Annotated in this window: 12 protein-coding genes and 1 rRNA gene; 3 read left to right on the plus strand and 10 right to left on the minus strand. The window is 70.0% G+C overall.

Features of this window, described 5'->3' with window-relative positions; genetic code table 11:
• Positions 1 to 45: 45 nt before the first annotated feature.
• Positions 46 to 336 (minus strand): glutaredoxin family protein, encoded by a 291-nt coding sequence (locus ACFY8U_RS33710; protein WP_389575969.1) that lies wholly within the window; start codon positions 334 to 336, stop codon positions 46 to 48.
• Between the two features lie 145 nt (positions 337 to 481).
• On the opposite strand from ACFY8U_RS33710, the gene ACFY8U_RS33715 reads away from it, so the two are divergent.
• The 3 genes from ACFY8U_RS33715 to ACFY8U_RS33725 all read left to right on the plus strand — a co-directional run bounded on the left by ACFY8U_RS33715 (position 482) and on the right by ACFY8U_RS33725 (position 4,248).
• On the plus strand, positions 482 to 1,414 hold the full coding sequence (locus tag ACFY8U_RS33715; protein WP_389575970.1) for an HAD family hydrolase: 933 nt from the start codon (positions 482 to 484) through the stop codon (positions 1,412 to 1,414).
• A 485-nt stretch (positions 1,415 to 1,899) separates the two neighbouring features.
• On the plus strand, positions 1,900 to 2,691 hold the full coding sequence (locus ACFY8U_RS33720; RefSeq protein ID WP_137988687.1) for an ECF subfamily RNA polymerase sigma factor, BldN family: 792 nt from the start codon (positions 1,900 to 1,902) through the stop codon (positions 2,689 to 2,691).
• A 351-nt stretch (positions 2,692 to 3,042) separates the two neighbouring features.
• Entirely contained in the window at positions 3,043 to 4,248 is a 1,206-nt protein-coding gene (locus tag ACFY8U_RS33725) for a DUF5667 domain-containing protein (RefSeq protein WP_389575971.1), read from the plus strand.
• Between the two features lie 63 nt (positions 4,249 to 4,311).
• Here the strand turns inward: ACFY8U_RS33725 and ACFY8U_RS33730 are convergent, their stop codons facing one another.
• From ACFY8U_RS33730 to rrf, 9 genes are all read right to left on the minus strand, one after another.
• Positions 4,312 to 5,400 carry a lysophospholipid acyltransferase family protein gene (locus ACFY8U_RS33730; protein WP_389575972.1) on the minus strand — a complete coding sequence of 363 codons (1,089 nt, stop codon included), beginning with the start codon at positions 5,398 to 5,400 and terminating at the stop codon, positions 4,312 to 4,314.
• Between the two features lie 2 nt (positions 5,401 to 5,402).
• Positions 5,403 to 6,443 (minus strand): NAD-dependent epimerase/dehydratase family protein, encoded by a 1,041-nt coding sequence (locus tag ACFY8U_RS33735; RefSeq protein ID WP_361770256.1) that lies wholly within the window; start codon positions 6,441 to 6,443, stop codon positions 5,403 to 5,405.
• Between the two features lie 195 nt (positions 6,444 to 6,638).
• On the minus strand, positions 6,639 to 6,737 hold the full coding sequence (locus ACFY8U_RS33740; protein ID WP_003948845.1) for a 30S ribosomal protein bS22: 99 nt from the start codon (positions 6,735 to 6,737) through the stop codon (positions 6,639 to 6,641).
• 121 nt (positions 6,738 to 6,858) lie between these two features.
• Positions 6,859 to 7,068 (minus strand): helix-turn-helix domain-containing protein, encoded by a 210-nt coding sequence (locus ACFY8U_RS33745; RefSeq protein ID WP_158988220.1) that lies wholly within the window; start codon positions 7,066 to 7,068, stop codon positions 6,859 to 6,861.
• Between the two features lie 128 nt (positions 7,069 to 7,196).
• Positions 7,197 to 8,012, minus strand: a complete 816-nt coding sequence (locus ACFY8U_RS33750) for a phosphatase (protein ID WP_389575973.1) — start codon at positions 8,010 to 8,012, stop codon at positions 7,197 to 7,199.
• A gap of 91 nt (positions 8,013 to 8,103) precedes the next feature.
• Positions 8,104 to 9,282 carry an acetoin utilization protein AcuC gene (locus ACFY8U_RS33755; RefSeq protein ID WP_389575974.1) on the minus strand — a complete coding sequence of 393 codons (1,179 nt, stop codon included), beginning with the start codon at positions 9,280 to 9,282 and terminating at the stop codon, positions 8,104 to 8,106.
• Positions 9,251 to 10,450, minus strand: coding sequence for an MFS transporter (locus ACFY8U_RS33760; protein WP_389575975.1), 1,200 nt, complete (start codon positions 10,448 to 10,450; stop codon positions 9,251 to 9,253). The genes ACFY8U_RS33755 and ACFY8U_RS33760 overlap by 32 nt, the downstream gene beginning before the upstream one ends.
• Positions 10,451 to 10,493: 43 nt before the next feature.
• Positions 10,494 to 11,141, minus strand: coding sequence for an HAD family hydrolase (locus tag ACFY8U_RS33765; RefSeq protein WP_389575976.1), 648 nt, complete (start codon positions 11,139 to 11,141; stop codon positions 10,494 to 10,496).
• A gap of 72 nt (positions 11,142 to 11,213) precedes the next feature.
• A 5S ribosomal RNA gene (gene rrf, locus ACFY8U_RS33770) occupies positions 11,214 to 11,304 on the minus strand; the annotation flags it as partial.

Genomic DNA, 11,304 nt, shown 5'->3' on the forward strand with positions numbered 1-11,304 from the left:
CCCCCGAAACCCAACAAAACGTCCACGATGGTAACCGTCTTCGCGTCAGCCACCCAGCTCACGGCGGAGCCGCCCGGCGTCCACACGCCAGAACGTGTGCTGCTCGCCGTCGACCAGGACCACGGGAATCTGCTCCCAGTACGCCCGGTGAAGCTCCTCGTCCTGGGTGATGTCCTTCTCCTCCCAGCTCGCCCCTGTCTCGGCGCAGACCGCCTCGACCACGGCACGGGCATCGTCGCAGAGATGACAGCCCGGCTTGCCGATAAGCGTCACCGTCCGCGCGGCGGCGGGAGCCGCGGGGGTGTTCTTCTTCTCTCGTCCAAACATGCCGTCCATTCTGCGCCGCGCCGCGCCATGCCCCTGCTTCCAGCTTGCCCCCGATGTCCGTTTAACAGGAGAGTCGCGGGAGAGTCGCGGAGTGTTCACGCCGCCGCATCCCGACAGGTCGGGAAGTACCGAACAGACTGGCTATGCTCACGACATGGCCGCAATGGGATGGCTCACCCCCCGTAGGCGCTCCGCCACCGCGCGCAGCGTTCTGGCAGGCGAGGCCGCCGCCGAGGCAGCGCGCAAGACCTCGCAACAGCTCGAACTGGAACGGGAGACGGCGGCGCGGGCCGAGCCCGACTTCCCCGTCGTGGGCGACGCCGAGGCCGCCGCCTTCTTCGACCTCGACAACACCGTCATGCAGGGCGCCGCGATCTTCCACTTCGGCCGTGGCCTGTACAAGCGGAAGTTCTTCCAGCGGCGCGAACTCGCCAGGTTCGCCTGGCAGCAGGCGTGGTTCCGGCTCGCCGGCGTCGAGGACCCGGAGCACATGCAGGACGCCCGCGAGAGCGCCCTGTCCATCGTCAAGGGCCACCGCGTCTCCGAGCTGATGTCCATCGGCGAGGAGATCTACGACGAGTACATGGCCGACCGCATCTGGCCCGGCACGCGCGCGCTGGCCCAGGCCCACCTCGACGCCGGGCAGAAGGTCTGGCTCGTCACCGCCGCGCCCGTCGAGACGGCCACGATCATCGCCCGGCGCCTCGGCCTGACCGGCGCGCTCGGCACGGTCGCCGAGTCCGTCGACGGCGTCTACACCGGCAAGCTCGTCGGCGAGCCCCTGCACGGGCCCGCCAAGGCGGAGGCCGTACGCGCCCTGGCCGCGGCCGAGGGCCTGGACCTGAACCGCTGCGCGGCGTACAGCGACTCGCACAACGACATCCCGATGCTCTCGCTGGTCGGCCATCCGTACGCCATCAACCCGGACACCAAGCTGCGCAAGCACGCCAAGGCGCGCGACTGGCGGCTGCGTGACTACCGGACGGGCCGCAAGGCCGCGAAGGTCGGCATCCCGGCCGCGGCGGGTGTCGGCGCGCTGGCGGGCGGTACGGCCGCGGCCGTGGCCCTGCACCGCCGCCGCCGCTGACCCCCGGCCCGGAACCGCATCCGCCGGCCCTCGGCCCGGCCGCATCCGCAGGCCCCCGGCCCGGCGGCGAGCCGGGCTCGCCCCACCCTGCCGATACGTTTCGGCTGCGATCACCTGCGACAACCCGGGACCAGCACCCCTCACCCGTACGTGGTCGAACACGACCGCACAGGTCGACCCGTGGGCATTCGCGGCTTCCTACCCAGCAACGGCCGGGATCACTCCCCGCCGACCCACTCGGGCACAACAGAGCGTGCGCACAGTCACACTCGGAAGCAATCCGATCAACAACCGATCACGAACTGCGACTGATCCAGTCCGCAAGCAGTAACAGATGCGACGTAATCGATGATTTGAGCAACTGGGTGTAGCGCTGCCTGTACGAAGCGTTATTCTCCTCAGACGCACAACGGAACCCACACGTCGCCACGACGAGTGAACGGTCCCGCACTGCACGTGATGGAAGCTCTGCCTCTGGGAGTCCCGTGTACCCACACGTCGGGGTTGACGCCTCGGGCCTGGCTACGCTGCGCGCAACGGTCCTCGACCACTTGCGCGGCTTCGTCCCCACCGCGTACGCCGGCCCTGTCCCCGCCTTTGCCTTCGCCGCCCCGGCACCCGCCGGTCCCTGCTATGCCCTTGCCGAGAGCGGTGCCGCTGTCGGCAGACGGGGCAGCCGCGGCGGCACCGGAACCTCGACCGCCGCCCGCCGCCCCACCGCCGACAGCGACAGCGCTCGCATGATGGATCTGGTCGAGCGCGCCCAGGCCGGTGAGGCCGAGGCCTTCGGCCGCCTGTACGACCAGTACAGCGACACCGTCTACCGCTACATCTACTACCGCGTCGGCGGGAAGGCGACGGCGGAGGACCTCACCAGTGAGACGTTCCTGCGCGCCCTGCGCCGGATCTCCACCTTCACCTGGCAGGGCCGCGACTTCGGCGCCTGGCTGGTCACCATCGCCCGCAACCTGGTCGCCGACCACTTCAAGTCCAGCCGCTTCCGGCTGGAGGTGACCACCGGCGAGATGCTCGACGCCAACGAGGTCGAGCGCAGCCCCGAGGACTCCGTCCTGGAGTCCCTCTCCAACGCCGCGCTGCTGGACGCCGTCCGCCGGCTCAACCCCCAGCAGCAGGAGTGCGTGACCCTGCGTTTCCTGCAGGGCCTCTCGGTCGCCGAGACGGCCCGTGTCATGGGCAAGAACGAGGGTGCGATCAAGACCCTCCAGTACCGGGCCGTGCGCACCCTCGCGCGCCTGCTCCCGGACGACGCACGCTGACCGCCGCACGCCCCCCACACGCACCCCCCGCCGACCTCGCCGCGCCCGCTCGCCCGCCCACGCCCCGATCCACCCCCACGTCCCCCCATCCCCACAGTCCCCACTCCCCCACACCCCCCACGTCCCCCCGACCCCCGTCCAAATCACAGTCGGTGACGCCTCGATGACGCACTGGTCCGATCATCTTTCGCGCGTAACCCAAGTGCCGCGCCGCTCGTTGTGCGGAATGCAGGCTCCCTGTGGTCACGCCATGCCCACAGCCACTCACTCTTTCGTGTGGATGTGTTCAAGGCGTGCAACCTTCCGGACACCCGGGGGAGTCGACCGTCATGACGAGAGGAGGTGCCGCCAGTGATCGCGAACGTATCGGCGCACCGGCGGGCGAACGCCTTCGCCCAGGCCCTGGATGACCGGACGCCCGACGACGCGACGGCCGAGCAGCCCGAGGCGTCGGCCGAACCGGCTGAACAGGGGCGGCTGTTGGCCCTGGCGAACGGTCTGGGCGAACTGCCGAGACCGGAGATGGACCCTGAGGTCAAGGTGGTGCAACGAGCGCAGCTCGTCGCCGCCATGGAAGCGATGCTCGCGGAGGGGAGCGCAGCCGCGGGCCCTACGGTGCCGGAGCAACGGACGGCGAGCGGGCGGGGAGCCCACCGGGCCTCCCCGCTCCGGAAATTGCGCCCCCGCTCCCGCTGGTCGAAGGGCATCGCCGCGGGCGGCCTCACGGTCGGTGTGGCCGCGGGCGCTTTCAGCGGTGTGGCCGCGGCCAGCTCCGACGCCCTCCCCGGTGATTCGCTCTACGGGCTGAAGCGCGGGATGGAGGACATCAAGCGCGGAATGGCCGACGACGACTCCGAGCGGGGCGGGATCTTCCTGGACCAGGCGTCGACGCGGCTCAGCGAGGCACGCAGACTCATGGAACGAGGGCGCGCAGGCGACCTCGACCACGAATCCCTCAGCGAGATCCGCCGCGTCCTCGGCGGCATGAAGCACGACGCCTCCGAGGGCCACCGGCTGCTGCGCCAGGCGTACGAACGGGACGGCGAGATCGGGCCGATGGCCCGGCTGAACTCCTTCGCCCAAGCCCACCGCTCCACCTGGAACGGCCTGCGCGACCGGCTGCCCGTCCAGCTCAGCGACGTCGGCCAAGAGGTGAACGACGTCTTCGTCGCCATAGACGAAGAGGTCGAGCCGCTCCAGGGCATGCTCCCCCGCACCCCGGAGAAGGGCGCCGTCGAGAGCGGCGGCGCCGGCACCCCGCAGGACACCCCGCGCACCCACACCCAGCGCCCGCCGTCCTCCCCCGCCGCCCCCTCCACGGGCGGCGAAGGCTCCACCCGGCCCCAGCCCTCGGGCTCCGGCTCGGGTACGGGCTCCCCACAGGACGACGGCCTGCTCGGCGGGAACACGGGCGGACTGCTCGACAACCCACCGACGGGGACGCTCCCGACGCCGTCGGGCAGCCACGCGACACCCGAAATGCCGGATGTCACCCTCCCGCCGCTGCTGCCGGGCCTGCTCCCCGGTCTCGGCATCGACAGCGAGGACGCGCCCTAGCCAGTACGCGTGTGGGGCGCCCCCTCTCCGGAAGGGGCGCCCCACACGCGTACGGCAGACGAATCAGAAGAACACGGACCTGCGCTGCACCAGCAGCTTGTACAGCGTGTGCTGGATCTGCTCGCGGACCTGGTCCGTCAGGTTGAACATCAGCATCGGGTCCTCCGCCGCCTCCGGCGGATAGCCGTCCGTCGAGATCGGCTCGCCGAACTGGATCGTCCACTTCGTCGGCAGAGGCACCACGCCCAGCGGCCCCAGCCAGGGGAACGTCGGTGTGATCGGGAAGTACGGGATGCCCAGCACCCGCGCCAGAGTCTTCGCGTTGCCGAGCATCGGATAGATCTCCTCCGCCCCCACGATCGAGCACGGCACGATCGGCACCCCGGCCCGCAGCGCCGTCGACACGAACCCGCCCCGGCCGAAGCGCTGCAGCTTGTACCGCTCGCTGAACGGCTTACCGATGCCCTTGAAGCCCTCCGGCATCACTCCCACGATCTCGCCGGCCCGCAGCAGCCTCTCCGCGTCTTCCGCGCACGCCAGCGTGTGCCCGGCCTTACGGGCGAGCTCGTTGACGACCGGCAGCATGAAGACCAGGTCCGCGGCGAGCAGGCGCAGATGACGGCCCGCCGGATGGTTGTCGTGCACGGCGACCTGCATCATCAGACCGTCCAGCGGCAGCGTCCCGGAGTGGTTCGCCACCACCAGCGCGCCGCCCTCGGCGGGAATGTTCTCCACGCCCTTCACGTCCACCCGGAAGTACTTCTCCGCCAGCGGCCGCACCAGCGACATCAGGACCTGGTCGGTGAGCTCCTTGTCGTAGCCGAACTCGTCGACCTCGTACTCACCGGTCACACGCCGCCGCAGAAACGACAGCCCACCCGCGAGCCGTCGCTCCCAGCCGCTCCGGCGTCCCTCGGCCCCAGGAGCGCCACCCGGCCCCTCCCCGGCGGTGTCCACACCCTCCGAGGCGTCCGCGGGCTTCCCCGCCTCCCCCGCGTTCCCGGCCTCCAGCGGCACGGCGGGCCACGGAGCGTCCTCGGGCCCCTGCTGCCCCGGCAGAGCCCGTACGGCGGCGTCCCCGGCCGTCCTGCCGGGCCGCCGGCGCGCCCGCGACCGGTCGTCGTCGAACGGAATGACCTTGGCGTCCGCCATCGTTACCTGGGCTCCTTCTGATCCAGCCGGGCCGCGACCCGGTCCACGGCCCCCGCGAGCATCTCCGGCGGCAGCAACCCCGGTCCACGACTGCGGACGAAGTCCGCGAACGTCTCGGCCGTCGTGAACCGAGGGGTGAAGCCGAGCGTCTCGCGCATCTGGACCGTGGAGACCACCCGGCCATGGGTGAGAAGCCGGATCTGCTCGGGCGAGAAGTCGGTGACACCGACCGTCCGCAGCGCCGAGCCCACCCATGTGACCGCCGGCAGCAGCACCGGCACCGTCGGCCGCCCCAGCCGCCGCGCGCACTGCGAGAGCAGCAGCACACCGTCCCCGGCCACATTGAACGTGCCGCTGTTCAGCGTCGCCCGGCGCGGCTCGCCCGAGGCGAGCTCCAGGACGTCGAGAACATCGTCCTCGTGGACGAACTGCAGCCGCGGGTCGTAGCCGAAGACGGTCGGCATGACCGGCAGGGACAGATACTCCGCGAGCGGAGAGTCCACCCGCGGCCCCAGGATGTTCGCGAACCGCAGCACACAGACGGCCACGTCCGGGCGGCGCCGCGCGAAGCCCCGTACGTACCCCTCGACCTCGACGGCATCCTTGGCGAAGCCACCGCTCGGCAGCGACTTGGGCGGCGTCGTCTCGGTGAAGACGGCCGGGTCGCGGGGGGCGGAGCCGTAGACGCTCGTACTGGACTTGATCACCAGCCGCCGGATCCGCGGCGACTTCTGGCAGGCACCCAGCAGCTGCATGGTGCCGATGACATTGGTCTCCTTGGTGGACGCACGCCCGCCGGCCCCCAGCGCGATACCGGTGACGTCCATATGGACGACCGTGTCCACCTCGTGCTCCGCGAGCACCTTGGCGATGGCGGGCTGGCGGATGTCCGCCCGTACGAACTCGGCCCCGCCGAGATCGTGCGCCGGTGGGACGGCGTCGACGGCGACCACCTTGTCCACCTCGGGATCCCGCTGGAGACGCCGTACGAGTCGGCCTCCGAGATGCCGGGCCGCACCGGTGACGAGCACGACCTTGCCCAAGATCAGCGCCTTCCGTCGCTCTCGGCCCCGGGTTCTCCCGCAGGGCCCTGTGCGCCACCGTAGCGCCTCGTCGTTGCGCTGCGACGACCGCCGTGGGCAACCGGGTGGAACCCGGCCAAAAAAAACGTGGCCCCTCACCGATTCCGGTGAAGGGCCACGCTTCGACGCACAAACAGCCGCCGTTACAGCCGTCGCTTACTTCTTGTTGCGACGCTGAACGCGGGTGCGCTTGAGCAGCTTGCGGTGCTTCTTCTTGGCCATCCGCTTGCGCCGCTTCTTGATAACAGAGCCCACGACTACCCTCGCTCACTTCTTCTCACATGGTGCGGGGCGTCTGGGCCCACACGACCTACGTCGGCCTAGCCTACCGGCCAGAGCGCCGCAGTTGTAATCCGAGGGGTACGGGGCCTCTCGGTCAGGCTGTCTCCACCCCCACGAAGGACTCCCTGAGGTACTCGTGAACCGCCTGTTCCGGGACCCGGAAGGACCTGCCCACCCGAATCGCCGGCAGATGACCGCTGTGCACCAAGCGGTACACGGTCATCTTCGACACTCGCATCACCGAGGCGACTTCCGCCACGGTCAGAAACTTGACCTCGTTGAGAGGCCGATCGCCAGCAGCCATGACCCACCTGTACCTTCCGCACACGACGCCCACCGGCTTCCCCTCCGGTGACCCTGCGTCGCTGTGCGCTCACGCTCCAGACTAGGGGCGTGTGGTACGAGTGGGGAAGAGGAGCAGCCATCGGCCGTTTACCGTGACAGACACGCTCGATTGAGTACATAGCGAGTAAGCGGGCGGTAGTAATCGGACCGCACCCCATCATCAAGCGGAACGACCACGGAGACCTGCCCCTCCGCCTCTCCGACGAACAGCGCCGGATCGTCCGTATCAGCCAGCCCGATGGCCTCAATACCGAGCTGACCTGCGCCGCAGACCCATCCGTGGTCCCCCACGACAAGTTCCGGAAGCGGCCATCCGTCCTCCACGACCCCCTCCAGAGCGGCCCTAACCGGCAGCGGCGAGTGGGTGTGCGCCCCCGTCTCACGCCCGGTTCCCGGCAGACCCGGTTCTCGCACCAGCGCGACACCTCGCGCGTAGTCGAGGATGTACGTGCGTAGACCGAACCGGGTCGTTATGTCGACACATCGCCCCTGCGCGGGTGTGAGAACAAGACATCCCACCGCCGACAAGGCGTCTGCGAGCGCTGCGTAGAAGCCGAGCAGCCGATGCGGATGACCGGTCCCGAACAGCACCGGAGCCCGCCGTCCGGCCACCTCGCCCAGCCGCTCGGCGAACGCGTCCAGCGCACTCAACGTCCGCTCCGGATCGATGACATCGGGCCCCGAACGGTGCGCCGGGTCCCCCGACACCCCGCACTTGTCCGCCATCAGCCGCAGCAAGTCTCCCTCGCCCCAACCCCATTCGGGATCGAGACCCAGCATCACCCGCGGGTCCCGCGCCGCGAAGAGCCGATAGCTCCGCAGACTCTCCTCACGCGAGGTCGCCACGGTCCCAGCCAACCCCGCCGCCAACAAATGCGCCCGCAGCGCCCCGGTACTCAGCACGCTCCCGATGCTGCCGGAGCGAAGGTGACAAAGGGCCAGAACCCCAGGGAGACCCCACAGTCGGCGTAACAGCGCGGCCCACCGGGGGAATTCAGGCGAGCAGCCCCCGGAGTGGGAACGCCGCCCGCCGCGTCGCGAGCACCGCCTGATCGAGCCGGTCCGCAGGGTCGTACCCTTCCTCCCAGTCCCGCACGGCCACCGGCCACCGCCCGTCCGTCATCCGTACCGGGCCCGGCTGCCGCGTCCGCGCATAGACCAGGTCGCGCCACGACGACGGAATCACCGACTCGGGATCGATCTCCGCGTGCGCGGCGATCCCCACCAGATGCGTCCACGACCTGGGCACGACATCCACCACCGCGTACCCGCCACCGCCCAGCGCGACCCACTTCCCACCGTCCACGTGCGCATGCGCCAGCTCATGACAGGCCATCTGCACCGCCCGCTGCGCGTCCAGCGACACCGCCAGATGCGCCAGCGGATCCTCGAAATGCGTATCGGCACCGTGCTGCGTCACCAGAACCTGCGGCCGGAAGTCCGCGATCAGCTCGGGCACGACGGCATGGAAGGCCCGCAGCCAGCCGGCGTCCCCGGTCCCCGCCGGCAGCGCCACATTCACCGCGGACCCCTCGGCGGCACCGGCCGCACCCGTCTCCTCCGGCCACCCCGTCTGCGGAAACAGGGTGCGCGGGTGCTCGTGCAGCGAGATCGTCAGGACCCGCGGATCCTCCCAGAACGCCGCCTGCACCCCGTCACCGTGATGGACGTCCACATCCACGTACGCCACCCGCTCCGCACCCAGCTCCAACAGCCGGGCGATCGCCAGGGACGCGTCGTTGTAGATACAGAACCCCGACGCCGAACCCGGCATCGCGTGGTGCAGCCCGCCCGCGAAGTTCACCGCGTGCGCCGCCTCCCCACGCCACACGGCCTCCGCCGCACCGACCGACTGACCGGCGATCAGCGCGGACGCCTCGTGCATCCCGGAGAACGCCGGATCGTCGACCGTTCCGAGCCCGTACGCCTGGTCCGCGTGCCGGGGATCGGCCGAGGCAGCCCGCACGGCCGCCACATAGTCCTCGCGGTGCACCAGACGCAGCGTCGAGTCACCGGCCGGCCTCGCCGCCACCACGTCCACGGCACGGTCGAGCTCGTACGCCCGCACCAACCCCATGGTCAGCGCGAGCCGTACCGGATCCATCGGATGCTGGGACCCGAAGTCGTACTGCGTGACAGCTTCATCCCACATCAACAGTGCGCGGCCGCTCATGCCCGCCACCGTATCGGGCTGCTTGAGAACCGAACGACGTGGCATACGCCACCGTCACCAGGACCAGCACCATCGGCACGAGCATCGCCCCCCGATAGCTCCAGGCGTCCCCGAGCGCCCCCACCAACGGGGACCCGATCAGGAACCCCACGTAGTTGAAGACGTTCAGCCGGGCGACCGCCGCATCGCTCGCACCAGGGAAGAGCCGCCCGGCGGCCGCGAACGTCTGCGGCACGATCACGCTCAGCCCGAGACCCAGGACCGTGAACCCGGCCATCCCCACCCAGGCCCCCGGCGCCACCGCGACCAGCGCGAACCCGAGCGCCGCGAGAACCGCCCCGCACCGCACGACCGTCGCGGCGCCCAGCCGGCGCACCCCGAAGTCCCCCACGGCCCGCCCCAGGAGCGTGGTGACCATGTACGCGTTGTACGGCACGGTCGCCAGCTCCTCCGAACCGCCGAGCACGTCCTGGAGGTACTTGGCGCTCCAGTTCGAGACCGTGGAGTCCCCTATGTACGCGAAGGTCATCACGAGGCAGAGCGGCAACAACAGCTTGAAGGAGACCCCCGCGCCTCCCGCCTTGACCTCGTCGGCCGCGGGCAGCTGCGCCCCCGGCGTGTACCAGCGACTCGCCACAAGAGCGGCCGGCAGCAGCACGGCGACCACGGGCAGATACGACACGAACAGCGGCAGATGCCAGTGCGCCCCGGCCCAGGCCAGCGAGGCCCCGGCGATCCCGCCCAGGCTGTACGCGGCATGGAACCCGAGCATGATGGACCGCCCGTACGCCCGCTGGAGACTCACCCCCAGCATGTTCATGGACGCGTCCAGCGCGCCGACCGCGAGCCCGAAGACCCCGAGGGCCAGAGCGACCTGCCACAGCCGCGTACCCGCACCGACGGCGAGCAACGCCAGAAGGACGACCGGCTGCGCCCACCGCAGCACCGCCCCCGGCCCCACCCTGGTCACCACCTTCTCCGTGACCACGCTGGACACACCGGCCAGGATCGGTACGGCGGCCAGGAAGACGGGCAGCAGCCCGTCGGAGATGCCGTACCGGTCCTGGATGGCCGGTATTCGGGTCACAAGGAGCGCGAACGTCACTCCCTGCACGAAGAAGCTGACCGCCAGGGATCCCCGCCCACGCCGCAACCGCGCATCCGTCATGGCGGCACAGCGTAGGACCCGGGTCTACCCATGGGTAGATGGATCACAGACCCAAAATCGCCGGCAGCTCGGCCATCGAGTCGAAGTACCCGGTGGCGCCGACGAGCTTCTCCTCGGGCGTCATCGCGGTGAACCCGTACACGTCCATCCCGGCGGCCAGCGCGGCCTGGACTCCGAGTCGGCTGTCCTCCACGACCACGCACCGCTCGGGTGCGACCCCCATCCGAGCAGCGGCATGAAGGAACAGGTCGGGCGCCGGCTTCCCCCGGCCGACGTCCTCGGCGCTGAAGATGTTCTCGTCCCGGAACCATGCGTCGAGCCCGGTCTTCCGGTGCCCGACCCGGATCCGCCGATGGGATCCGGAGGACGCGAGACAGTACGCAACGTCCTGGGCGACCAGCCGCTTCAACACATCGGTCACCCCGGCGACGGCCTCCAACTCCCGCTCGAAGGCGGCGAACGTACGCGCGTGCAGCGTCTCGTCGAAGTCGGCCGGCAGCCGCTGCCCGGTCCGCTCCCCGATCAGATCGTGGACGCGATGCACTGCGGCACCCATGTAGTCGCGCAGGGAGTCCTCGTAGGAGGTGGGGTGTCCGAGCTCGGTCAGATAGCCGGCCAGGATGGTGTTGGCGACGGGCTCACTGTCGACGAGCACACCGTCGTTGTCGAAGACGACCAGTTCGTAGCGCATGCTCATACGATAGGTGCCCGTAAACGCAGAAAAGCCCCGCACCATAAGGTGCGGGGCTTTCCCACAATGATTGTTCGGCGGCGTCCTACTCTCCCACAGGGTCCCCCCTGCAGTACCATCGGCGCTGAAAGGCTTAGCTTCCGGGTTCGGAATGTAACCGGGC

The organism is Streptomyces sp. NPDC012508 (assembly GCF_042902595.1).
GTDB lineage: Bacteria > Actinomycetota > Actinomycetes > Streptomycetales > Streptomycetaceae > Streptomyces.

What these genes read in the sequence shown, in the direction of transcription:
- ACFY8U_RS33730 (WP_389575972.1), bottom strand. Translation starts at nt 5,400, where the DNA reads ATGGCGGACGCCAAGGTCATTCCGTTCGACGACGACCGGTCGCGGGCG.
- ACFY8U_RS33765 (WP_389575976.1), bottom strand. Translation starts at nt 11,141, where the DNA reads ATGCGCTACGAACTGGTCGTCTTCGACAACGACGGTGTGCTCGTCGAC.
- ACFY8U_RS33760 (WP_389575975.1), bottom strand. Translation starts at nt 10,450, where the DNA reads ATGACGGATGCGCGGTTGCGGCGTGGGCGGGGATCCCTGGCGGTCAGC.
- ACFY8U_RS33710 (WP_389575969.1), bottom strand. Translation starts at nt 336, where the DNA reads ATGGACGGCATGTTTGGACGAGAGAAGAAGAACACCCCCGCGGCTCCC.
- ACFY8U_RS33755 (WP_389575974.1), bottom strand. Translation starts at nt 9,282, where the DNA reads ATGAGCGGCCGCGCACTGTTGATGTGGGATGAAGCTGTCACGCAGTAC.
- ACFY8U_RS33745 (WP_158988220.1), bottom strand. Translation starts at nt 7,068, where the DNA reads ATGGCTGCTGGCGATCGGCCTCTCAACGAGGTCAAGTTTCTGACCGTG.
- ACFY8U_RS33715 (WP_389575970.1), top strand. Translation starts at nt 482, where the DNA reads ATGGCCGCAATGGGATGGCTCACCCCCCGTAGGCGCTCCGCCACCGCG.